Source organism: Algoriphagus sp. AK58, assembly GCF_014324365.1.
GTDB lineage: Bacteria > Bacteroidota > Bacteroidia > Cytophagales > Cyclobacteriaceae > Algoriphagus.
The window spans coordinates 19,646-42,229 of sequence record NZ_QEIG01000002.1 but is presented as its reverse complement, the minus strand read 5'-3'; the positions used below and the strand labels follow the sequence as shown (position 1 = coordinate 42,229).

The window sequence follows — 22,584 nt, the reverse complement described above, 5'->3', positions numbered from 1 at the left end:
TTCGGAATCCATTTCATAAGCTACATTTCCTTCATTACTGACATTTATCATTATTTTTTAATTTCCCAGAATCTATCTTTTAGAAGACATTTTATGCTACATCAGCTAGAATATGCTTCAGCTATCCTCCATTGATTACTGGTCTCCTCTCGAAATCGCAACCATTCTTTTCGTGTTGCTCATCCTTGCATTTTTCGCCGGATACAAAACAAGACAATACAAAATCCAAAAATCGGTCAATTATATCAATGAAGAAATGGGGTTAATCAGCTCCACATTATTGGGATTGCTGGCTTTAATCCTGGCTTTTTCTTTCGGTATGGCCAATTCCAGGTTTGATACCCGGAGATCCTTGGCAATAGAGGAAGCCAACGCAATAGGAACAGTAATCCTGAGAGCGGAAGTTTTCCCGGACTCCATGAGGAAAGAACTGAAATTAAGCCTAAAAAATTATCTGGAGGAGAGGATTGCTTTTAATGAATCTGGTACTGATGTCGAAAAAATTCTTTTCCATTTCAATAAATCTGATGAACTGGGAAAAACTATTTGGAAACAAATTTCTGAATATTCAAGAAAGGACCTTGTCTTGGTCAAGACCTCTGAAATTATTCCTGCTCTAAACGAAATGATAGATTTAACTACTTCCAGGAGAGCTGCAGGTGAGGCTAATATTCCCAACTCCATCCAATGGTTTCTCATCATTTTATGTGTTTTCTCCACATTCCTTTTAGGCTATGAAAGAAAAAATAAACTCGATTGGATCATTGTAGTAGGGTTTTCTTTAATGCTTTCCCTAACCGTATTTTCAATCATGGACTTAGATAGGCCACGTTTTGGTTTAGTCACTTTGGAGGAAGAAAACTCCAAATTCATTGAACTAAGAGCCTTGTTTAAACAAGAGGGTGAATAAACGGCATAGTCCAAAAATGCCATTTAACCCTTAGAACCAATAAAAAAAATCAAACTTTGAATTCTGGAATAGGCAATCCACAAAACCAACCTTCAAAATCCAATGAACACAACAAAACTATTTCTCCTGATAGTCTTTTTTGGAACAACGATAGTAGGAAAGGCTCAACAAGCGCCAATTAAGTTGGATACAGCAAAAATGTCCTACAACCAGATCTCCCAAAAAATGGGACTCTTTGTCTATCCATCCAAAGGGCAAAGCAAGACCCAACAAAAAAAGGACGAGTTTGAATGCTACAATTGGGCGGTTGAACAATCGGGAATTGATCCACTTGATTTGCCAAAAATTGAGGCTGCTCCAGTTCAGTCAGGTCCAACCGGTGGAGGTTTAATAGGTGCCGCCAAAGGCGCTGCCGCCGGTGCTGCTATAGGAGCAATCACCGGTGATGCAGGTGAAGGTGCAGCTGTAGGCGCAATAGTAGGAGGCCTTTCAGGAAGACGGGCAGGAAAAATGGCTCAAGCACAGGCAAACCAACAGGCACAGGCCAATGTCTCCGCACAAGAGCAACAAATAAAAGAAAGCTTTACAAAGGCATTTACTGTCTGTATGGAAGGCAAAGGCTACACCATCAAATAACGCTAAATAACAATACGAAATGAAATCGATACAAAAACTGGTTCTATTGGCAGGTTTAGGATGCTTCGTTTTTGCCTGCTCCCCTTCCCCAGATCAGAAAAACTCAGAAAATGTAAAACTGGTAGAAGGCTACGTAAACGCAGTGGAAGCCATGGATTTTGAGGCAATGAGCAATTACCTGGATGAAAATTATCTGGGAATGGGTCCCTCCTACGGAGACTCTATCACCAAGGCCCAGGCTGTGGAAAGCTGGAAGTACAACATTGAGAACCTTTACGAAAAAATTGAGTACACCAAGTCTAAATTTGCCGCAGTAACGATTCCCGACGGAGATGCAAAAGGGGAATGGGTAGCCAATTGGGCAGAACTCACCATCACCTATAAGGATGGAAATTCTGTGAAACTCTTGGCAAATAGTAATTACAAGGTGGAGAATGGAAAAATTGTCCAAAGCATTACCTTCTACAATGAAGCGGATGCTCTCCGACAACTAGGCTATGGATTTGTCCCCATGGAATAGAACAAACTTTTCGAATCCAGCGACGTACGGTGATTTTCAGCTTGAAAATCAATCTATTTGGATTTTGAGTGTCAAAAAAAGCCTCCGGTCGCTTTCATAACCGGAGGCTTTTGACTCAACCTATCTATCTCTATTGTTTAAAATGGGTATTTTCCCTGTGCAATCATGTAATCGGCTATTTGCCTTCTAAGCTCCTTGACATTGATAAAGTCAGGCTTGGTAAACCTCTTCAGTCCCATCAAAAGAACTTTTTGCTCATCCCCTTTGGCGAAAGATACAATCGCTTCTTTGGCTGCTGCCTCAATCTTGTCTACTGCTTCGTAGAGGTAAATTTTAGCCATGGCGATTTGATTTTTGGCTGACTCTTCGCCGTTTTGCATGGCGATTTTTTCAGCTCGGAGAATTGCGGATTCTGCTGCATAGATTTCAATCATCACATCGGCCAGGTTCATCATGATCTCCTGCTCGTCTTCGATTCGATCTTGCAGCGACATGGCGGCTTTGCCTCCTACCATCAAAAAGACTTTTTTGAGTTTTTTGAGAATGTCTTTTTCCACTGCGAAAAGCTCTGAAGCATCGATACTTTCAAAAGACGGTACAGAGGTAAGTTCTGAAGCCACAGCCATCGCTGGTTCGAAGAGATTAATTTCCCCTTTCATGGCGCGCTTTAGCACCATGCCCACCATCAGCATGCGGTTGATCTCGTTGGTTCCTTCGTAGATTCTGGAAATACGAGCATCTCGGTAAGCCCTTTCCATTGGAGCGTCGGCCGAATAGCCCATTCCTCCGTAAATCTGAACCCCTTGGTCTACGACATAATCCAATACCTCCGAAGCGTGAACTTTGGCAATGGCTGCCTCTATGGCAAATTGCTCCAAGGCTTTCAATTTGGCTTCTGCATCCGGCAGACCCTCTGCAGCCAAAGCGCCCATTCGATCCTCAATATCCTGTCCGGCACGGTAACAAAGCGATTCGGTAGCAAAAATTCGGGTGGCCATTTCGGCCAGTTTGGATTTAATGGCTCCAAATGTATTGATGCTGACTCCAAACTGTTTTCGTTCAGTGGAGTACTTGATGCTGAGACTGGTCACGCCTCGGACACCACCTAGGACGCCTGCACCAAGTTTTACCCGACCAATGTTGAGAATATTTACTGCAATCTTGAATCCGTTGCCACGCTCAGAAAGCATGTTTTCTACCGGTACCGGGCAGTCATTGAAGAATACCTGACGGGTGGAAGATCCTTTGATACCCATCTTTTTCTCTTCTTCATTCATGGTGATTCCACCAAAGGTCTTTTCCACAATGAAGGCTGTCAGGTTTTTGTCGTCTCCGATTTTGGCAAATACGATGAATAGATCGGCAAATCCGGCATTGGAAATCCACATTTTTTGCCCATTGATCAGATAGTGCTTCCCGTCCGGTGTGAGGGTGGCTTTGGTCTTACCGCTATTGGCATCAGAACCCGCATCCGGTTCGGTCAGGCAGTAGCAAGCTGCCCATTCGCCTGTGGCGAGTTTGGGAAGGTATTTTTGCTTCTGCTCTTCTGTACCGTAATACAAAATAGGCAATGTACCGATGCCCGTGTGTGCGCCATAAGTGGTAGAAAAAGAACCTGCTCCCCCAATGATATCTGCAATCAGCATGGAGGTATTGAAACTCATGCCCAATCCTCCGTATTGCTCAGGAACAGAAATGCCCAATAGACCCAATTCACCTGCTTTTTTGAATAGGGATGGGACTAATTCAGGGTTTTTCATGCTGTCAATTTCCTCGATATTGGGATGTATTTCCGTATCGATGAAATCCTGACAGGCCTGAGCCATCATTCGTTGCTCTTCGGTAAACTCTTCAGGAATAAAAATCGCCTGAGCCTCTGTATCGCGGATAAGAAACTCTCCGCCTTGGATGGATTTTGATAATGTTGCCATATGATATTAAGATTAAAGACGTGAGACTTAAGACTTAAGATAGTCACGCTTGATTTTCAAATTTTTGGATTAGTGCGTAAAGCATTTTTTGGATTTCAGTTAATTCGGCAGTGATGGAATCGATTTGATCAAAATTGAAAAATTCTAATTCCACACTTACATAAAGCTGAGACTCCAATTCACAAATAGACCCATGGGCCACACCAAGAAAATGAAGAAATTCCCGGTCTGTCCTGCTACCACCTCCTTCTGCAATATTTGATGGAACTGATACAGATGCTCTTCTCAATTTAGAGATAAGACCAAAGCGCTCCTCATTAGGAAAGTTTGCCGTGAGCTTATAAATAGTAGCCCAAAGCTTTATAGATCTTTTCCATACATTCAATTCCTTGTAGTTATGCATAGCTATTGTCGTTGAGTCTAACGTCTTGTGTCTAGCGTCTAATGTCTTTTAGTACTACTTGAGTAACTCGTAAATGCCCGCTACACCCTGACCACCACCTACACAGGCAGTGACAAGACCGTATTTTTTATTTTGCCTTCTCAGTTCATTGAAAATCTGAACAGAGAGTTTGGCTCCGGTGCATCCGAGTGGGTGACCCAAGGCGACTGCACCTCCGTTGACGTTGACAATATCAGGATTCATGTCAAGGGATTTCATGACAGCAAGGCCCTGAGCGGCAAATGCTTCATTGAGCTCGACTAAGTCAATGTCATTTAAGGTAAGTCCAGCTTGTTTCAGAGCCTTTGGCACAGCTTCTTTTGGACCGATACCCATGATTCTTGGGTCAACTCCGGCCACAGAATAGGACATCATTCTTGCGACAGGCTCCAATCCCAAAGATTTCATCAATCTTTCGGACATGACCACGACAAATGCAGCTCCGTCGGATGTCTGCGAAGAATTACCGGCTGTGACTTGACCTCCGTTTTTAAATGCCGGCTTCAATGCTGCCAAAGCTTCCATGGTCGTACCTGCACGAGGTCCCTCGTCGGTATCCACGGTGAACTTTCTGGTTTTTTTCCTTCCTTTTTCATCAAGGTAAGTCTCCTCGACTTCTACAGGTACGATTTCGTCTTTGAATTTTCCTGCAGCAATCGCCGACAAAGCTTTTTCATGAGATCTTACCGAAAAGGCATCAGCTTGCTCACGAGTGATTTCATATTCTTTGGCAAGCTCTTCCGCAGTCAACCCCATGCTGAGGTAGTAAGAAGGCGTTTGCGAGGCGATTTTCCAGTTGAGGGCAGTTTTGTAGCCCATCATCGGTACCAAAGACATGGATTCCGTACCCCCTGCGATGATGCAATCCGCCATTCCGGCTTTGATCTTTCCAACTGCCAGAGCGATGGCTTCTAATCCAGATCCGCAGTAGCGGTTCATTACAAATCCGGGAGTATCAATTCCCAAGGCCAAGAGAGAAATCATCCGGCCCATTTGCATGCCTTGCTCCGCTTCAGGAACGGCATTTCCCACGATGAGGTCATCGACCATTTTGGGTTCGAGACCCGGAGTATTCGCCACCAAGTGCTTGATCACATCAGCAGCCAAGTCGTCTGGGCGATAAAATCTAAATCCTCCCTTTTTCGATTTTCCAACCGCTGATCTATATCCGTTTATTATATATGCTTCCATTAGTTTTTTTTTAGTTTTTAAATGTCTTTTAGAGCTTGAGAAACAAGATTCAAGAGACAAGAAACAAGACTGAATCCGCCTAGTAAGGATTATCCTCAATGGTGTTTTTTAATCCAATTATCATTTTCTGGACCTCAGCTAGCTCCTCACTGAAAGTGGTGAACTTTTCTTCACTCAATATTCCAACTCTATTGGCAATAATTCCCTGAGTCTCTAATTCAAAACTTTCTCCCAAACTGATATCCAAACAATTGGAAAATGACTTTGAAGAATTTCTAGCTGTTCCCTCGGCGATGTTTGATGAAATGGATACACTGGATCTTCTCATTTGAGAAGTAATTCCAAACCTTTCTTCAGAAGGAAAAGATTTAGTCAATTCATACACATTGACAGCTAAATCCACCGCTTTTTGCCAAACTTTTAGGTTCTTGAAATTATGTTTCAGTCTCATTTTCAGATTTGTTTTAAGTCTGTTTTTTGGATTTGATTTCTCACTTCTTGACTCTTGTCTCTCGCTTCTTGACTCTAGTTTCTAAGTGGCTTTCCTTTGAAAAGAATACTATGGATTCTCTCCAGCGTCTTTTGCTCGCCAGTTAAACTCAAAAAAGCTTCACGCTCCAAGTCAAGCAAGTATTGCTCTGACACCTCAGTCGGTGAGGACAAATCGCCTCCTGACATTACCCAAGCCAGTTTTCTGGCGATCTTGGCATCGTGCTCAGAGATATAATTTCCGTAAATCATACCTGTAATTCCCGCCTCGAAAAGTGCCAAGGAAGTCTTTCCCAAAACCTTGATATTGGTCTGCTGTACAGGCTGCGTATAGCCCAAATCATAAAGAGAAATCACCTTAGCCTTTGCATCTGCCAACTGACGTTTTCTGTTCAGTGAAATACCGTCTTGAGCTCTCAGGTAACCCAGTCCTCTTGCTTCTTCAGCTGAAGTAGAAACTTTCGCTGTGGCGATATTCATAAAGTACTCCTGAAGCTGATTGAGCTCCACGTCTCCGGCGATGACCCCATTGGCAAATCTTCGGGTCATTTCCTTCGTTCCGCCACCAGCAGGAATCAACCCCACACCGACTTCGACCAAGCCCATGTACAATTCGGCATGCGCCTGAATGTGGTCTGCATGAAGGGAAAGTTCACATCCCCCACCCAAAGCCATATTGTGAGGAGCTACCACCACCGGCACGGATGAGTATCGGGCCCGCATCATGGTGTTCTGGAATTGGGCGATCATCAGATTGATTTCGTCAAACTCCTGATCTCCTGCAAACATGAAGAGCATGGCTAAGTTGGCCCCTGCGGAGAAGTTTCCGCCTTCGTTTCCAATGACCAAGCCTTTGTATGATTTTTCGGCCATTCCGATCGCTGTATTGATGCCCTCGATCACTTCGGCACCCATGGAGTTCATTTTGGTGTGGAACTCCAATCCAATCACCTCATCGCCCATGTCGTAAATGGTCGATCCGGCATTTCCCCAAACCTTCTTGCCTGCTGATTTAAGCGTATCAAGGATGATGAAATCTTCGATGCCCGGGATTTCCACATAAGATTTGGAAGGAATGTCGTAGTACTTTCTCTTTCCGCTTTCGACCTTGTAGAAAGATTCATGGCCTGCAGACAGCATTTCGTGAACCCAAGACGCTGCTTTTTCGCCGGCAGCTTCCATTTTCTCTACTGTTTCTTTTACACCAAGGACATCCCAAGTTTCAAAAGGTCCTAGTTCCCAACCGAATCCCGCACAAACTGCCTGATCGATTCTGTAGAGCTCGTCGGAGATCTCGGGGATGCGGTGTGAGCAATATTTAAACAAATCGTAAAAAGAAGCTCGATAAAATTCTCCGGCTCGGTCTTCAAAATTCACCAAGAACTTAAGGCGCTTTTTGAGATCATCGATTTCCTTGGAAGCTTCCAAGGCTTTAAACTTGGGTTTTTCGACGTCTTTGTATTCAAAGGTTTTCAGGTCGAGTTCTTTCAGTTCTTTGCTTCCGTCTTTGTGACGGATCATTTTGAAATAACCCTGACCTGTTTTGTCTCCAAACCATTTGTTGTTGTAGAGAACCTCGACGATTTTGGGAAGCTTGAATTTGTCGCGCGATTCGTCATGAGGAAGTGCCTTGTAGAGGTTGTTAGCTACATTGACCGTGGTATCGAGTCCGACCACGTCCATAGTACGGAAAGTGGCAGATTTGGCACGACCGATCACCGGACCGGTCAATTTATCGACTTCAGAAACGCCAAAACCTGCCTTTTCGATCGCGTGCATGCCTGAAATGATGGCATACACTCCGATTCGGTTGGCGATAAAGGCAGGAGTGTCTTTACAAAGTACCGTTTCCTTGCCTAAGTACCGATCACCATAATCCATCAAAAAGTCGATGATCTCCGGTTTCGTCTTTGGACCCGGAATAATTTCCAACAATCTTAAATAACGGGGAGGATTGAAAAAGTGAGTTCCGGCAAAGTGTGCCTGGAAGTCTTCAGATCTGCCTTCGCACATCAAATGCATAGGAATGCCTGATGTATTGGAGGTGATCAATGTTCCAGGTTTGCGAAATTTTTCAACCTTCTCGAAAAGTTGCTGCTTGATATCCAAACGCTCCACAACAACTTCGATGACCCAATCGTAATCTTTGATTTTTGGAAGATCATCTTCAAAATTGCCCGTGGTAATGCGAGACGCATACGACTTGTCATAAATAGCAGAAGGATTGGCCTTGAGTGTGTTTTGCAAGGCAGTAGTTACAATCCGGTTTCTGACCGCAGGATGCTCTTTGCTGAGCCCCTTCTTTTGTTCCTCTTCCGTAAGTTCGAATGGAACAATATCCAACAAAAGTACCTGAACGCCGATGTTTGCGAAATGACAGGCAATACGCGAGCCCATCACTCCGGAACCTAAAACGGCTACTTTTTTAATGGTTCTGTTCATTTTTTTGGGTTTTTGGTAGTTAAAATCCTTGACTAGGATTGGGTTTATATTTCAAATATGGGCTTGTTGATTTCACTGATCTGAACTTGGTCGATGACGGATTGGATTTTGGAAAAGACTCCAAAAAAGACCTCCAATTCGGCTTCACTTACAACCTCCCTGACCATCAGATTGAATTTCATGATGGTTTGGATGGAGATTTCTTTTTTCCGTTTGCCTTCTGCTGTGAGAAATATTCTGACAGATCGTTTATCCACTGGGTCAGCTTTCTTGTAGATCAGGCCTTTTTCCTCCATGGTTTTGAGCATTCGGGTAAGGCTGCGGGTCTCCAAACCAATTAAAGGAGCAATTTTGGTCGCCGGAGTTCCTTCTTTTGAATTAATGTTGATCAAGACAAAACCTATTGCCGTGGTGAATCCTTCTTCCGCGGCTTGCTGATTGTACATGCGGGAAATGGCATGCCAGGCACTTTTGATGTGGTAATCGACTGTTTCTTCTCTTTTCATGGACCTCTGCTCGAAAAATGGAGACTTCTAAGTTAAAAAAGTTTTGTATGCATGCATACTATTTTCAAAAAAAGTTATGCATGCATCACAAATTAAAAATGGCAATAAGCCGAAAAAATAAAATTAAAATCTAAATTTTAGATTAATCTTAATTCATATCGGAATAAAAATTGACTAACTGATACAAATCCGATAATAAATTTTGGGAATATTTTTTCCTTGATTTCTATTTAATCATAAAAAAACCAGACGGTTAAGCCTGGTAGATTTCGTCGATTTGCTTCTGATACTTTTGAGAGATGACTTTTCGTTTCAATTTCATCGTTGGAGTTAGCTCCCCGGTATCAATTCCCCATGGTTTGTCCAACAAAGTAAAACGCTTGATCTGCTCCCATTTTCCAAAATACTTATTGTAAGAGTCTATCTCTGCTTGATACTTCTCTTTGATTTCAGGCTTACTAACCATCTCTTCATCAGATGTGTAAGGAATATCCTTTCGCTTACAGTATTCTTTCAAACCGTCAAAACTTGGGACAATCAATGCAGCAGGATAATTACGGCCGTCACCGACTACCATGAGTTGTTCGATAAGCGGTGATTCCTTGAATTTATTTTCCATTACCTGAGGGGCAATGTACTTGCCTCCGGAGGTTTTAAACATCTCTTTTTTGCGATCAGTGATTTTGAGATAATCTCCATCCAGCTCCCCGATATCTCCTGTGTGAAACCAGCCGTTTTTAAGTACCTCTGCGGTCATTTCAGGCTCTCGGTAGTATCCTTGCATCACGTTGGGTCCTTTGACCAGAATTTCGCCATCTTCTGCGATTTTCACCTGAACATCTTTTACGATTTTTCCGACGTAACCTATCCGAATTTCTTCCTTGGTTCCAATAGAAGCAGTTACAACCGGTGAAGTTTCAGTCAAACCGTACCCTTCGCAGACTCTGATGCCTGCTGCCCAAAATACCCTTGCTAATCTTGGCTGAAGTGCAGAGGCTCCTGAATTGATCTGCATCACATTTCCGCCCAAGGCTTCTCTCCATTTAGAGAAAATAAGCTTATTGGCCAATTTAAGTTGAAAATCATACCAAGCTCCCATATTCGCAGCCGGGTCGTATCTTAATCCCAGGTTGAGAGCCCAAAAGAATAGTTTTTTCTTAACGCCTGTAAGTTCATAGCCTTTAGCCACAATTTTATCATATACCTTCTCCAACAGTCTTGGTACAGTATTGAAAACATGAGGCTGAACTTCTTTGAGGTTTTCGCCGATTTTTTCCATGTTTTCGGCATAATAAACCGAGAATCCCAAATAGATAAAACAGAAAGAAGCCGTTCGCTCATAAATATGACAAAGGGGCAAAAAACTCAACACTTTGGAAGTTCCGGGTGGAGGAGACATGATATGGGAAACAGATATCAAATTGGATAGGACATTCTTGTGGGTCAGCATGACCCCCTTAGGTCTTCCCGTTGTACCTGAGGTGTAAATGATTGTAAAAAGATCATCCGGTCCAACCTTTGATTTGGATTCCTCCAAAGTGGCTAAGTCTCCTGATTCACCTTTTTCTTTCAAGGATGACCAATGCTCAACTCCATCGAGATAGTCAAAAGAATAAATTTTACGATCCTCTGCGACCTGTGCAGCTTTATCATATATCACCTGATCTCCTACAAAAATCATTTTCACTTCTGCGTGATTGAAAATGTACGAGTAGTCTTCCGATGTAATGGTAGGATACATGGGTACCGAAATGGCTCCAATCTGTTGTAAAGCCAAGTCGATGAAATTCCATTCAGGCCTGTTTTCAGAAATAATGGCAATACGATCGCCTTCGACGATTCCCTGATTTAAAAATGCTAAACTTAGATTATCAACTATCTTTTTAACGTCTTTGGAGGAATAGGTCTTCCAAGTTCCATTTTCTTTTCTGGCAAAAGCTACCTCCTTGTCGTATTTGGTGATTTGATACGGAAGCAGGTCAAATAGGCGTGTGAGTTGCATGTTGAAAGGATTTTGGGTTTATGTGATCTAATATTACCAAATCAAAAAATGAATCACAATGTTATGCTATCCACACTTTTCACATCCCTATATCTTCATTATTTTATTTAATTAAAAAAACTTATTAAGGTTATTAAGTCTGTGGATTTGTGGAAAAAGGTCCCATTGAGTGTTAACCACAAATAAGCTCTTTTTTTTCTTGGTTTTTTAACAGGTTATTCACGTGTTTTCCACTTATAAGTAATTGATTTTATGATATCTATTTATTTACTTCTTTTTTTTGTGGATTAGTTCTTGCGATGTTTTGTGTGTAATTGTTCTGTTGAAAACTTACTTGATAGACGTGGATAAACTTGGGTTTATCCTCAGTAATGGTTCATGTTTGGCTTCTTGATCTTTCATCAGTGGAAAAAGTCTGAGTTGTCATCGTTTATTCTACAGTTTTACACAGAAATTTTATGGGTTGTCCACATCATTTTTTTTCTTGGTTGGTAAACCAGTGTGTGGTTTTGCCTCTAGGTTTTGATCTTCCAGTGTCCATCCACCTCTTACAATAATTTCATTTTTGTTTTCTTCTCCAGTGTAATAAAATACCCTTTCGGCTGGTTTTTTTTGTGTATAGTTTGATGGATCCCAACGCCGGTTTCCGTTTAAATCTTCGATTACCCTTAGTTTATAAGTACCTGGTTCGAGAAGTTTAAACGAATATGTGTTTCCTCGATCGATGAAAATCTCCTTGATAAGCTCGTCCTTACTATTTAACAGGTGAATAATAAAGGGTGGATTTGCACCTTCAATCTTTCCTGAAATCTCATCCGCTAATCCATCCCGCTTCAATTTCCGGTAGTTGGCTGAAAGATTTTTTTCATTTACCTGTCCTTCAATATCGGTGAATGTTGAATCGGCTGCCTTTATGGTGAAAATTTCTTTACTAAGGGAGTCGGGTATAAAAAGTTTTACTTTCAGTAGATCCATTTTTGCTGAATCGGCAAAGGAGAGCATTTCCTTGTTGATTGGGATGAAAGATGCTGTATCGTATTGGATAAAGAGAGAATCGGTGTTTATGTTTAGTACTGGCTTATTGAATTTGAGCTCGATTTCGAGATTTTGGTAAAAACTTTTTCCGGAGTTTGCTGTAATCTCAAGTTTTTCAGGTTTACGGTCTGAGTCTTGAAATTTTGCATAAATGAGTGAGTCTTTCGAAAAACCTACTGAATCTATTAGACTTAATTGAAAAGGAATGCTGTCGGTTTTCAATGAGTTGGGATAAATCCTTATCCGTTTGTCTGAATTGATGTAGAAATATTCCTTGCCTATTAGCTCATTTTGGATTTTTGTTGATACTGGGTTCCTGTTGAGAATGACGTCATAATTTTTCCCAAATGTGGATGATCTAAGAACTTTTATCGGTGTTAGGTCTGCTTTAGAAAGATTGAATTGTAAGTTTTGGGTACTTTCATTGAGAGTTAGTGTGTCGAGCAAGAAGTCGTAATCTTCAGACTTTGATTCTGCTTTTAGGCTGCCGTTTGTATCTCTCCAGGCATAAGCCCTGTATTCACCATTTTTGATATTGGTGATTTTGAAGTTTCCCAGAGTATCCACTTGGCCTAAGTAATATGGCTGTGATGTGAAAACGTCGGTCGTATCATCGATAGGATACAGACCTACCAAGACGTTTTTGAAGTCCTCCTTATTTTCTGGATAGTAAAAGTCAATATTTCCTGATAAGCTTAGACTGTCAATAGAGTTTCCTGTCGAAAAAACGATTTTAAGATTTTCAGCTGGATTTTTTTCGGATAAATCCACCACAGCTTTCTGAAAATCAAATACATAAGTTGTACTGTCTTCTAGGTCTTGATTTAATTTTACAGTAACCGTGTTTTTTAGGGCTGTAAACTCAACTTCATCTTTCTTGATTCTTGGTGTAATTACTACGCCTTTGGTAGCGTTCTCTAAAGTCACAAATTCATCGAATATCAATTTGATTTCGCTAGGTTTGGTATTGAGTGATTGGTCTTTAGGATTAGATTCTATTAATGAGGGAGGTTTTTCATCCCTAGGTCCGCCCGTGGGTGAACTTTGTTTTGCGCAGGACGCAAAAAGTAATAGGGTTAGAAAAAGAGCATATATACTTTTAATCCACTTCACTTTTTTTGGAATATATAGATGTTGCTGGAATAGTTTCCTGGTGAATTTGCCTCTTGATTGGATTTTAATCCATTTTTCACCGCTTGTACATAGTTTGAAAATATGGAAGAATTGGGATTTTTATATTTTTCTGATAATAAGCTTACATAGAAGGAATCAAAGACCATGGGTTTGATTTCGGTTAGATTTAGGTCAAATTCATCTTTAAAGCGGTCCATTGTCTTGGAGTTGAAATGGTATAGATGCCTTGGAACATCCCATCCTGCCCAGAATTTTCCATAGTGTTTACCATCCCATGATTCGTGATTTGGAATAGCAATGATCAAATAACCTCCTGATTTTAAATGAGTTAAAATCTTTTTAACTGTTTTCCTTAGGTCGTGAATGTGTTCTAGGACATGGAATAGCGTGATGACATCAAACAGGCTGTCTTTTTTAAGATCATCAATTGAGGCTATAACTTTGCCTCCCAATTTCTTGTTTGCCTGAATTCTGGCTTTCTCATTGGGTTCTATACCTACTACTTTCCAAAGGTTGATACTAGCTTCATATAGAAATTCGCCAGTTCCACAGCCATAATCCAGGAGTTTACCTTCCTCAACAAACTGCTCGATTAATTCCACTTTTTTGGAAATGCTGTAATTTCTTACTCTTTGGTAAATCCATTGAGTCAGATTCTTGGATTGGTCCTGATGTGAGTAATATTCCGGAAAATCATAATAAGGACCAATTTCTTCGGAAGTTGGTCTAGGATTGGTAAATACTAGCTGACATTCAGAGCATCTGCAGAGCACAAAGGAACTTTTGCTTACTGCATAATCTGTGATCTCAATATGGTTAAGAAAATGCCCACTTTTACAGAGTGGGCATTTTGTGAGTCTTTCGGGCATTTTATCTTCCTAAGTACACAGTCAAAATAGATAGATCTGCAGGAGAAACTCCGCTGATTCTAGAGGCTTGTCCCATAGTTTCGGGACGGATTTTATTCAGTTTCTGCCTTGCCTCGTTCGAAAGTGCTGCAATGGACAAATAATCGAACTTGGGTGGTATTCTAAAGTTTTCCATATTGGAAAGTTTCTCTACCATTTGTTTTTCTTTCTCGAGATAACTGTCATACTTGATTTGTACTTCAGCTTGTTCGAGTACTTCCTTGGAATATTTGCCAAGATAGGCTTTAAGATCCGGATGGATTTTTTTCAATTCTTCGATGCCTATCTGTGGACGTTTGAGAAGTTTTTCGGCACTGATTTTTTCAGTAATTGCCGCCGTTTCAATTTCTGTCAAGCCTGCATTAATTTCTTCCGGCGCGAATCTCTTCTGTTTAAGATCATTAATCAGTTTAGCGGTTTGAGACTTTTTATCGAGCATACTTTGATGTCTTTCTTCGTCTGCCAAACCGATTTTGTGACCTATATCTGTTAATCTCAAATCCGCATTGTCCTGTCTTAATAAAAGTCTAAACTCAGCTCTTGAAGTGAACATACGGTAAGGCTCCTCTGTTCCTTTATTGATCAGGTCATCGATTAGCACTCCGATATAGGCTTCAGATCTTTGCAATACTAATGGATCTTTTTCCTGAACTTTCAAGCTTGCGTTTATGCCCGCCATTAGTCCTTGGCAAGCAGCTTCTTCATATCCTGTTGTACCATTGATCTGACCCGCAAAGTACAAGTTTTCGATCAAATGAGTCTCAAGAGTAAGTTTGAGTTGTGTTGGAGGGAAGAAATCATACTCAATTGCATATCCGGGTCTAAACATTTTTGCATTCTCAAATCCTGGGATAAGTCTTAAGGCTTTATATTGTACATCTTCCGGAAGTGATGTTGAAAATCCATTGACGTAGATTTCAACAGTGTTCCATCCTTCTGGTTCCACGAAGATTTGATGCCTCTCTCTTTCAGCAAATCGGTTGATTTTATCTTCAATGCTTGGGCAGTATCTTGGACCTAGTCCTTGAATTCGACCATTAAACATAGGAGACCGATCAAACCCAGTTTCCAATGTTTGATGGACCTCTTTATTGGTATAGGTAATCCAGCAGCTTTTTTGAGTTTCCAGTGGTCTGGTAAGCTCCAAGTATGAGAATTTTTCTGGCTGTTCATCTCCAAGTTGTTCTTCCATTTTGGAGTAATCGAGGCTTCTTCCGTCTACCCTTGGTGGAGTTCCTGTTTTCATTCGTCCTGCTTCGAAGCCAAGTTGAACCAGTTGTTCTGTGATTCCCTTTGCTGCTGACTCTCCTGTTCGACCTCCGCCAAATTGTTTCTCTCCAATGTGAATTATGCCGTTCAGGAATGTCCCATTCGTTAAGACTACAGTTTCTGATTCTATCTCTATCCCGATTCCAGTGCGGACTCCCCTTACCCTACCGTCTTTTACCAGCAGTCCACTGATCATTTCTTGCCAAAAATCTACATTAGGAGTTTGTTCTAAAGCAAGTCTCCACTCTTCTGCAAATCGCATTCGGTCATTTTGTGTTCTTGGAGACCACATGGCAGGTCCTTTTGATCGGTTGAGCATACGGAACTGAATCATGGATTTGTCGGATATGATGCCTGACATTCCTCCCAAAGCATCTATTTCTCGGACGATCTGCCCTTTTGCTACGCCACCCATGGCAGGGTTACAGGACATTTGGGCTATGGTATTCATGTTCATTGTACACAATAATACCTTTGAGCCCATCTTTGCTGCTGCATGTGCAGCTTCACAGCCGGCATGTCCTGCGCCTACTACTATCACATCATATTTTGGAAACATGACTTTTCTTTGTTGATGTTCCACGTGGAACATAGAGAATCCAATTAAAGGATTTCCCATGTTTCACGTGGAACGTTTATAGTGTTTTGAATAATTCTATGGCAAGAGCCTCTTTACTTCTCATGACTTCAGCATCAGACTTGGTTTTGTCTTTATACCCCATCAAGTGGAAAAGACCATGGGAGATCACCCTGCTTAGTTCTGATGATTCTTCTTGTTTATGTTTTTGAGCATTCTCTTTCACCCGATCAATACTGATGAAAATATCTCCTTCTATCACCTTTTCTTCTTCCGAATTGTCAAAAGTGATAATATCGGTATAAGTATGATGATTGAGGTAATCCACGTTGATCTGATAGAGGTACTCGTCTGAGCAAAAGATGTAATTCAGTTCGCCTAGTTTGAAATCCTCGGATTGAGCGATTTGCTTCAGCCAATTTTTTCTTTTTTGTTTTTGCGACAGATCAAACTTGATGTCTTCCGTAAAGAAATTGATCGCCATATCCTAATCTATGTAAAAAGAAAGAATCGTTTTCTTTCCTCCTTCCTCAAACTTGACGTCGTCACTTAAGTGCCGGATCAAGAATATACCCCTCCCTCCTGGCTTTTCTATATTTTCAGGTTCGGTTGGATCAGGTAAAATGGCAAGATCAAACCCTTCCCCTTCGTCCTCAATGATAAACTTAAGCTGACCATCTTCCATACGAAGTTCCATGTGAACCAGCTTATTCTTATCATTTTGATTTCCGTGTATGATGGCATTACTGATGCATTCAGTCACTGAAATCATAATGTTCCCATAGATGTCATCGTTGATCTCGAAGTTTTCTTTGGCATTGTCAATGAAACTTTCGATGATCTTAATGTTCTCTATTAGAGAAGGAATTGAAATTTTTATAGACTTCATCAGAGAAATAATCTATGAGATATAATTTATTGTCTTTTTTTTAATCAATTTCCAAAACAATCGGACAGTGATCCGAATGCTTGACATCCGACAAAATTACGGCACTTTTCAGTTTGTTTTGCAATGCCTTGGTTGCCATGTGGTAATCTATGCGCCAACCGAGGTTCTTTGCCCGTGAATTTGCCCTAAAGCTCCACCAAGTATACTGATGCGGTGCCGGGTTGAAATGTCTGAATGTGTCAATGAATCCTGATTCTGTAAACTTGTCCATCCATGCTCTTTCTTCGGGAAGGAAGCCGGAAGAGTTTTTATTGGATATAGGATTGTGAATATCGATTGGCTTGTGGCAGATGTTATAGTCACCGCTCAAAATCAGACTTGGGTTTTCCTTTCTCAAGTCTTGCATGTATCCAAAGATGTCGTCCAAAAACTCATATTTGAAATCTTGGCGCACATCGCCCGTAGTTCCAGAAGGAAAATAGGAGGATATAAATGAGAAACCTTCAAAATCGGCCTGTATCATTCGTCCTTCATCATCGTATTTGTTGAGTCCCATTCCATATTTCACAGTTTTGGGTTTGATCTTGGTGAAAATGGCTACACCGCTGTAACCCTTTTTCACTGCAGGAAACCAGTACAGTTCGTAGCCTAAGTCCTGGAAAATTGTTGGATCGACATCCTTTTCCTGAGCCTTAATTTCCTGTAATCCAATGATATCTGGATTTTCTTCCTTTAGCCAATCCACAAAACCTTTGTTCATGGCTGAGCGGATTCCATTTACATTATATGAGATTAACTTCATTCAAATTTCTATTTGGTACTCTTTTTCGAAGTATTCCAAGACTTGAAGTTTGAGCAATTTTTCTTGTTCCAACAAGTCAAAATGCGGCAATTCTTTCACTAGTTTCCAATGAGGCCAGCCTTCCTGATCCACGTGGTCCAACTCGTAGAACCCTGCATAGCTCAGTACTTTACAAACGGCAATGTGCATCAAATCCTGTTTTTGCTCTTTGGAAAAGGTTCTTGTCCCTTGACCTAATTCCTGTACTCCTATCAAGAAGAGTACGCCATTTAGATCATTGGGTTTTTTACCAATGGTGTCCTTGAGCCCGTCTAATAGTTTTGACCAGCGCTTTTCAAGATCCAAATCCCGCTTAAACATGTTATTTATACTTGATTTTCAAGTTCTTCCCAGTATTCTACGGCTCTTCGCAAATGAGGGATGACAATTGACCCTCCAATGATCATGGCAATGGAAAACACCTCGAAAACTTCTTTTCTCCCAACGCCAGCTTCAAATGATTTGCCCAAATGGTATTTGATACAATCATCACATCTCAGCACCATTGAACAGGCCAAACCGATCATTTCTTTGGTTTTCACATCCAATTCACCTTCTGCATAGGTATTGGTGTCCAAATTGAAAAAACGTTTGATCACCTTATTGTCTTCAGACAGGATGCGCTCGTTCATTTTAGCGCGGTACTCGTTGAATTCCTCTATCAGATTCATTAACTTAAGGATTAATATAGTCCAAAGGGTAAATATAAAGCTTATTCTACCCTAAGGAGGAACAACAACACTTTTTAGCTATGCGTTTATTTTTCTGGAAAGATTTTTTGGATCTCATTTTCCCCCGCAATTGTCCTCTTTGCGGCAAAAGCCTCTTTGATTTTGAACCTTGCCTCTGTACAATTTGTCAGGGTACGCTTCCAAGGGCAAATTTTCACCTTCGTGCTTTTGACAATGAGTTGACCGCCAAACTTCAAGGATTGATGCCGGTAAATCGGGCCATGGCTTTTATCCGGTTTACTAAAAAAGGAAAAAGTCAAAAACTCCTGCATCTGCTGAAGTATCGAAACAAGCCTGAAATAGGAGAAGAAATGGGAAGGCTATATGGAATTACCCTGTCCCAGAATGGGTATTCAGGAGAATGGGATATCATCATTCCCGTACCGTTACATCCTCTGAAGCAAAAGAGAAGAGGATATAATCAAAGTGAAAAGTTTGCCTATGGCCTTTCTCAATCTTTGAAAATCCCTGCCAAAGAACTGCTGGATCGGAAAAAATTCACTGAGACACAGACCAAAAAATCGAGACTTCAGCGATTGGAAAATGTGGATGAGGTATTTGATTTAAAAGAAACGGAGAATGTCAGCGGACTTCGTATTCTATTGGTCGATGATGTGATCACCACTGGAGCCACACTTTGTGCCTGTGCAAATGTCCTTTTGGCCTGTGGGGCAAAACATGTAGATTTGGCTACCATCGCTGCAGGTGGGCAATAATCCAAGACCATGAGCATAGACATCGAATTTCTCAAATATCCCATCGGAAAATTTACACTCCCTGAAAGCATCGGTTCAGTATCGATTGGAAATGCCATCCAGACGCTGAGGAGTTTTCCAAGCTTGATTTTTACCGCGGTTAGTTCGTTTTCTCCGGAGCAGCTCGATACCCCCTATCGCCCGGGAGGCTGGACTGTTCGGCAGTTGATCCACCATTGTGCAGACAGTCATATGAATGCTTTTATCCGTTTCAAACTTGCCTTGACGGAAGATAACCCAACTATTAAACCTTATGAAGAAGCCGAATGGGCAAAGCTTTCGGATTCCAATTTGCCAATTGAACCTTCTTTGGCCGTAATCAAGGCAATCCATCTCAAATGGGTGACCATTTTGGAAGTGATGAAGCCGGAAGACTTCAAAAAAACTTTTTTCCATCCTGAAAAGCAGCGTTCCCAATCCTTGGATGAAGTCACGCTGATGTATGCCTGGCATGCCACGCATCATCTGGCCCATGTGCAGCATTTAGTATTGAGAAATTTTGACCGGTAAATCCTGAATATCGATGAACATTTCTCTTAAAAACCAGCGAATACTTGTTACCGGAGCTTCACGTGGAATCGGCAGAGCTATCGCAAGACAACTTTCTGAGTCAGGTGCTGAGGTGATTATCCATTACAATTCCAATCAAGCCGAGGCAGAAAGCCTACTGAGCCAACTCAAGAATCCAGCATATATTGAGGCTTGTGATCTTTCCCAATCTGCTGAAGTGGTGGGTTTTATTCCACGATTGGTGGAAAAATACGGACCATTGACTGCTTTGGTCAATAATGCCGGCATTTCCCCCATGGCTCCGGATACGCTGCCTACAGGTGAATGGCTCCAAATCTGGGAAAAAGTGATGGCGGTCAATGCTACCGCTGTCGGGATTCTCAGCAAAGAATTTATCGATCAGGCAAAGCCCCAGGAAAATGGCCGAATTGTGATGATCTCCTCTCGGGCGGCATTCCGTGGAGATACTCCGGATTATTTGGCTTACGCAGCATCCAAAGGCGCATTAGTGAGCTTAACCCGTTCGATAGCCAGGCATTATGGGAAACTAGGGATCAAAGCTTTCCTGATAGCTCCGGGATTTACACGAACAGACATGGCCAACGATATTTTGGCTGAATATGGAGAAGACTTTGCACTCAGAGACATTGCGCTGAAAGAACTGACTCTGCCGGAAGACATCGCTCCCATGGTCACGTTACTCTGTTCGGGACTTGCGGATCATGCCACAGGCACGTCTATCGATATGAATGCAGGATCCTATGTGAGGTAGGCTTTTAAAACCTCTCTCTATCCTCTTGGTTATATAGAAAAGCCATTTCCATGCCTGCGAGAGATCCGGTGCTCACTCCCGAGCTCATCAAGATTCTTAAAATCTTCATTTTCTCCTCTTTGGGGCTGGTTTTCATTTTTTCCTTTTTCAATTCCTATCGGGCAGACAACACAGGATTGGATCGTACTTTCAAAGCTTCCGATGCTGAGAAGCTTTACTTTCTGAATGTCCGTTCCATCCATTACGATCGGGAAGTAAGACGTGATGCGGGAATGACGCTTTTCAGACATGGGAAAAGGATGCAGTCTGATTCTTTTCCGACCTTTGATCCAGTGATTGTTCTCAATCCGGTAAAAGATGGAGCGTATATCTTTTTCGAACTTTTGAATGCAGAATATCCCATTTCTATTCATGCCTATTCGGGTTCAGATTCTCAATCGATACAATTTTCCATTGGGAATAATCAGGATCATTTCCGGCTGATGAATCAGTTAAAACCCTGGATAGAAGCCAATTATCAAATCGAGTTAAGAGCAGAAAATCAAAGTTTCCCAATTTGGTCCACCGAAAAGGAAAAAGAAGTTTTCAAAACCATAGCCGAAGACTATTTTCGGCTGATTAATCAAGCTGACAATTAGTGGATAACTCAACTACCCCTCAACTCGAGTTTTTCAAGTCATTTATTGGAAAAAGGCTTGACCGAACACCCTCTGCTGCTGGCAATTGGCTTGGTGGTACTCTTTTGGAAGTAGACCATCACCATATCAAAGTACAATATTGCGTCCGTCCTGAAATGTGCAATCCGGGGAAAATTCTCCACGGAGGAATAGCTTCCTTGATGCTGGATGATGTGATTGGGATGGGAAATTTTGTGGCGGGATCAGAATACCTGATGACCAGTATCAATTTGAATGTGGATTTCCTGGCAGCTGCTCAGATTGGCGAAAAGCTCGAAGTCACGGCAAAGTTAATTCGCTCGGGATCCAATCTGAATCACTGGGAAGCAATTATCCGAAAAGAAACAGGAAAAATCGTAGCCAAAGCCAGTTCCAATCTGATCAAAACGCATGTGAAACTTAGTGAGCTTGGATATTAGTTTAGTTTTGCTAATTTTCGCTCATGAAAAAACTTATTCTTTTAGTAATCTTTGGTTTAGTTTCGACTGTTTCTTTTGCTCAGTGGACCGTATCTTATCATCAAAGCAATCTTCCCTTTGTAGGAGTAAATAAGCAACTTGGAGAGAAATGGCTTCCTGAGTTCAGGGTAGGCACTGATAATTTTTTTTCAGATGTATCTCTGGAATTGGTGATCAATAGGGTGTTCTACAAAAATGACCGACTGGACGTTTATGGAGGATTTGGAGGACGAGTCCAAAGTTTTGAGGGCTTTGTAATTCCGGCCGGTATAAATATTTACCCTTTTGACAAAAAAGATTTCGGTTTTCATATTGAAGCCGCGGGTCTAGTAGGCAACGAATCCATATTTAGAGGATCTTTTGGGATTCGGTACCGCTTTTTGAAAGATTAAAACTGTTCCAGTTTCACCATCAGATCCCACACGGCGATCCCTAGACTCACAGAGATATTAAGTGAATGCTTGGTACCCAATTGAGGGATTTCCAGGACGGTATCACAGTTTTGGAGGACTTCTTCTTCCACGCCAAAAACTTCATTTCCGAAGACTAAGGCATATTTTTCTCCTTTTAGAGGCGTGAATTCATTCAGCGATATGGATCGATCTACCTGTTCTAGTGCGCATATCTGAAATCCTAGAGCTTTTAGCTTTCCGATTGCCTCAAGCGTATGAAGACAATATTCCCATTCCACGGATTCGGTGGCACCGAGTGCTGTCTTTTGGATATCTCGGTGAGGGGGAGTGCCGGTGATGCCGCAGAGATAGATTTTCTCGATTCGAAAAGCATCGGCTGTACGAAAAGCCGATCCGACGTTATTCAAACTTCGCACATTGTCCAATACAAGAACAAGAGGTGATTTTTCTGTTTTTTTAAACTCTTCCACAGACAATCTGTCGAGTTCCTCCATGCTTAATTTCTTCATCTTTTTTGATCTCCTGCCCTAATCGGCTATTTTCAGG

25 protein-coding genes are annotated in these 22,584 nt (G+C 41.6%); 9 read left to right on the top strand and 16 right to left on the bottom strand.

Annotation, left to right across the window (positions count from 1 at the left end):
- The first annotated feature begins 112 nt into the window (after nucleotides 1–112).
- The 3 genes from DDT91_RS01290 (at nucleotide 113) to DDT91_RS01280 (ending at nucleotide 2,066) form a co-directional block, all read left to right on the top strand.
- Nucleotides 113–910 (top strand): hypothetical protein, encoded by a 798-nt coding sequence (locus DDT91_RS01290; RefSeq protein WP_187174313.1) that lies wholly within the window; start codon nucleotides 113–115, stop codon nucleotides 908–910.
- A 102-nt stretch (nucleotides 911–1,012) separates the two neighbouring features.
- The gene (locus DDT91_RS01285) at nucleotides 1,013–1,546 is read left to right on the top strand and encodes a glycine zipper domain-containing protein (protein ID WP_255501988.1); all 534 of its coding nucleotides are present in this window, start codon (nucleotides 1,013–1,015) and stop codon (nucleotides 1,544–1,546) included.
- A gap of 19 nt (nucleotides 1,547–1,565) precedes the next feature.
- Nucleotides 1,566–2,066: a nuclear transport factor 2 family protein gene (locus DDT91_RS01280; protein WP_187174312.1), complete on the top strand. Its 501-nt coding sequence runs from the start codon at nucleotides 1,566–1,568 to the stop codon at nucleotides 2,064–2,066.
- 137 nt (nucleotides 2,067–2,203) lie between these two features.
- On the opposite strand, the gene DDT91_RS01275 is transcribed toward DDT91_RS01280, so the two are convergent.
- The 15 genes from DDT91_RS01275 to DDT91_RS01205 all read right to left on the bottom strand — a co-directional run bounded on the left by DDT91_RS01275 (nucleotide 2,204) and on the right by DDT91_RS01205 (nucleotide 18,393).
- On the bottom strand, nucleotides 2,204–3,997 hold the full coding sequence (locus tag DDT91_RS01275) for an acyl-CoA dehydrogenase family protein (RefSeq protein ID WP_187174311.1): 1,794 nt from the start codon (nucleotides 3,995–3,997) through the stop codon (nucleotides 2,204–2,206).
- Nucleotides 3,998–4,040: 43 nt separating this feature from the next.
- On the bottom strand, nucleotides 4,041–4,400 hold the full coding sequence (locus DDT91_RS01270) for a four helix bundle protein (RefSeq protein ID WP_187174310.1): 360 nt from the start codon (nucleotides 4,398–4,400) through the stop codon (nucleotides 4,041–4,043).
- A 54-nt stretch (nucleotides 4,401–4,454) separates the two neighbouring features.
- Nucleotides 4,455–5,630, bottom strand: a complete 1,176-nt coding sequence (locus DDT91_RS01265; RefSeq protein ID WP_187174309.1) for an acetyl-CoA C-acyltransferase — start codon at nucleotides 5,628–5,630, stop codon at nucleotides 4,455–4,457.
- A gap of 79 nt (nucleotides 5,631–5,709) precedes the next feature.
- Entirely contained in the window at nucleotides 5,710–6,081 is a 372-nt protein-coding gene (locus DDT91_RS01260; RefSeq protein ID WP_187174308.1) for a four helix bundle protein, read from the bottom strand.
- 74 nt (nucleotides 6,082–6,155) lie between these two features.
- Nucleotides 6,156–8,561 carry a 3-hydroxyacyl-CoA dehydrogenase/enoyl-CoA hydratase family protein gene (locus DDT91_RS01255; protein WP_187174307.1) on the bottom strand — a complete coding sequence of 802 codons (2,406 nt, stop codon included), beginning with the start codon at nucleotides 8,559–8,561 and terminating at the stop codon, nucleotides 6,156–6,158.
- A gap of 44 nt (nucleotides 8,562–8,605) precedes the next feature.
- Complete coding sequence (locus DDT91_RS01250; protein WP_187174306.1) at nucleotides 8,606–9,067, bottom strand: MarR family winged helix-turn-helix transcriptional regulator; 462 nt, start codon at nucleotides 9,065–9,067, stop codon at nucleotides 8,606–8,608.
- A 253-nt stretch (nucleotides 9,068–9,320) separates the two neighbouring features.
- Nucleotides 9,321–11,069, bottom strand: coding sequence for a long-chain fatty acid--CoA ligase (locus tag DDT91_RS01245; protein ID WP_187174305.1), 1,749 nt, complete (start codon nucleotides 11,067–11,069; stop codon nucleotides 9,321–9,323).
- A 456-nt stretch (nucleotides 11,070–11,525) separates the two neighbouring features.
- On the bottom strand, nucleotides 11,526–13,217 hold the full coding sequence (locus tag DDT91_RS01240) for an Ig-like domain-containing domain (RefSeq protein WP_187174304.1): 1,692 nt from the start codon (nucleotides 13,215–13,217) through the stop codon (nucleotides 11,526–11,528).
- Nucleotides 13,214–14,107: a class I SAM-dependent methyltransferase gene (locus DDT91_RS01235; protein ID WP_187174303.1), complete on the bottom strand. Its 894-nt coding sequence runs from the start codon at nucleotides 14,105–14,107 to the stop codon at nucleotides 13,214–13,216. Before DDT91_RS01235 ends, DDT91_RS01240 begins: the two co-directional genes overlap by 4 nt.
- A gap of 1 nt (nucleotide 14,108) precedes the next feature.
- Complete coding sequence (mnmG, locus tag DDT91_RS01230) at nucleotides 14,109–15,974, bottom strand: tRNA uridine-5-carboxymethylaminomethyl(34) synthesis enzyme MnmG (protein WP_187174459.1); 1,866 nt, start codon at nucleotides 15,972–15,974, stop codon at nucleotides 14,109–14,111.
- A 76-nt stretch (nucleotides 15,975–16,050) separates the two neighbouring features.
- The gene (gene ybeY / locus DDT91_RS01225; protein ID WP_187174302.1) at nucleotides 16,051–16,476 is read right to left on the bottom strand and encodes an rRNA maturation RNase YbeY; all 426 of its coding nucleotides are present in this window, start codon (nucleotides 16,474–16,476) and stop codon (nucleotides 16,051–16,053) included.
- Nucleotides 16,477–16,479: 3 nt separating this feature from the next.
- Nucleotides 16,480–16,881, bottom strand: a complete 402-nt coding sequence (locus tag DDT91_RS01220) for an ATP-binding protein (protein ID WP_187174301.1) — start codon at nucleotides 16,879–16,881, stop codon at nucleotides 16,480–16,482.
- Between the two features lie 40 nt (nucleotides 16,882–16,921).
- Nucleotides 16,922–17,683 carry an exodeoxyribonuclease III gene (locus DDT91_RS01215; protein WP_187174300.1) on the bottom strand — a complete coding sequence of 254 codons (762 nt, stop codon included), beginning with the start codon at nucleotides 17,681–17,683 and terminating at the stop codon, nucleotides 16,922–16,924.
- Entirely contained in the window at nucleotides 17,684–18,043 is a 360-nt protein-coding gene (locus DDT91_RS01210; RefSeq protein WP_187174299.1) for a hypothetical protein, read from the bottom strand. It lies immediately after the preceding gene.
- A gap of 5 nt (nucleotides 18,044–18,048) precedes the next feature.
- A complete protein-coding gene (locus DDT91_RS01205) occupies nucleotides 18,049–18,393 on the bottom strand; it encodes a carboxymuconolactone decarboxylase family protein (RefSeq protein ID WP_187174298.1) in 345 nt (114 codons plus the stop codon).
- Nucleotides 18,394–18,473: 80 nt separating this feature from the next.
- Between DDT91_RS01205 and DDT91_RS01200 the strand changes: the two genes are divergently transcribed.
- Genes DDT91_RS01200 through DDT91_RS01175 form a run of 6 tightly spaced genes read left to right on the top strand, consistent with a single transcriptional unit; the run spans nucleotide 18,474 to nucleotide 22,017 of the window.
- Nucleotides 18,474–19,169 (top strand): ComF family protein, encoded by a 696-nt coding sequence (locus DDT91_RS01200; RefSeq protein ID WP_187174297.1) that lies wholly within the window; start codon nucleotides 18,474–18,476, stop codon nucleotides 19,167–19,169.
- A gap of 9 nt (nucleotides 19,170–19,178) precedes the next feature.
- Nucleotides 19,179–19,718, top strand: coding sequence for a YfiT family bacillithiol transferase (locus DDT91_RS01195; RefSeq protein WP_187174296.1), 540 nt, complete (start codon nucleotides 19,179–19,181; stop codon nucleotides 19,716–19,718).
- Between the two features lie 13 nt (nucleotides 19,719–19,731).
- Nucleotides 19,732–20,490, top strand: a complete 759-nt coding sequence (locus tag DDT91_RS01190; RefSeq protein WP_187174295.1) for an SDR family NAD(P)-dependent oxidoreductase — start codon at nucleotides 19,732–19,734, stop codon at nucleotides 20,488–20,490.
- A 50-nt stretch (nucleotides 20,491–20,540) separates the two neighbouring features.
- Nucleotides 20,541–21,128 carry a hypothetical protein gene (locus tag DDT91_RS01185; protein ID WP_187174294.1) on the top strand — a complete coding sequence of 196 codons (588 nt, stop codon included), beginning with the start codon at nucleotides 20,541–20,543 and terminating at the stop codon, nucleotides 21,126–21,128.
- The gene (locus tag DDT91_RS01180) at nucleotides 21,128–21,586 is read left to right on the top strand and encodes a PaaI family thioesterase (RefSeq protein WP_187174293.1); all 459 of its coding nucleotides are present in this window, start codon (nucleotides 21,128–21,130) and stop codon (nucleotides 21,584–21,586) included. Before DDT91_RS01185 ends, DDT91_RS01180 begins: the two co-directional genes overlap by 1 nt.
- Before the next feature lie 23 nt (nucleotides 21,587–21,609).
- The gene (locus DDT91_RS01175) at nucleotides 21,610–22,017 is read left to right on the top strand and encodes a hypothetical protein (protein ID WP_187174292.1); all 408 of its coding nucleotides are present in this window, start codon (nucleotides 21,610–21,612) and stop codon (nucleotides 22,015–22,017) included.
- Here the strand turns inward: DDT91_RS01175 and DDT91_RS01170 are convergent.
- Nucleotides 22,014–22,547 carry an RNA methyltransferase gene (locus DDT91_RS01170; RefSeq protein ID WP_187174291.1) on the bottom strand — a complete coding sequence of 178 codons (534 nt, stop codon included), beginning with the start codon at nucleotides 22,545–22,547 and terminating at the stop codon, nucleotides 22,014–22,016. The two genes, DDT91_RS01175 and DDT91_RS01170, sit on opposite strands and share 4 nt — an antisense overlap.
- Nucleotides 22,548–22,584: the final 37 nt, after the last annotated feature.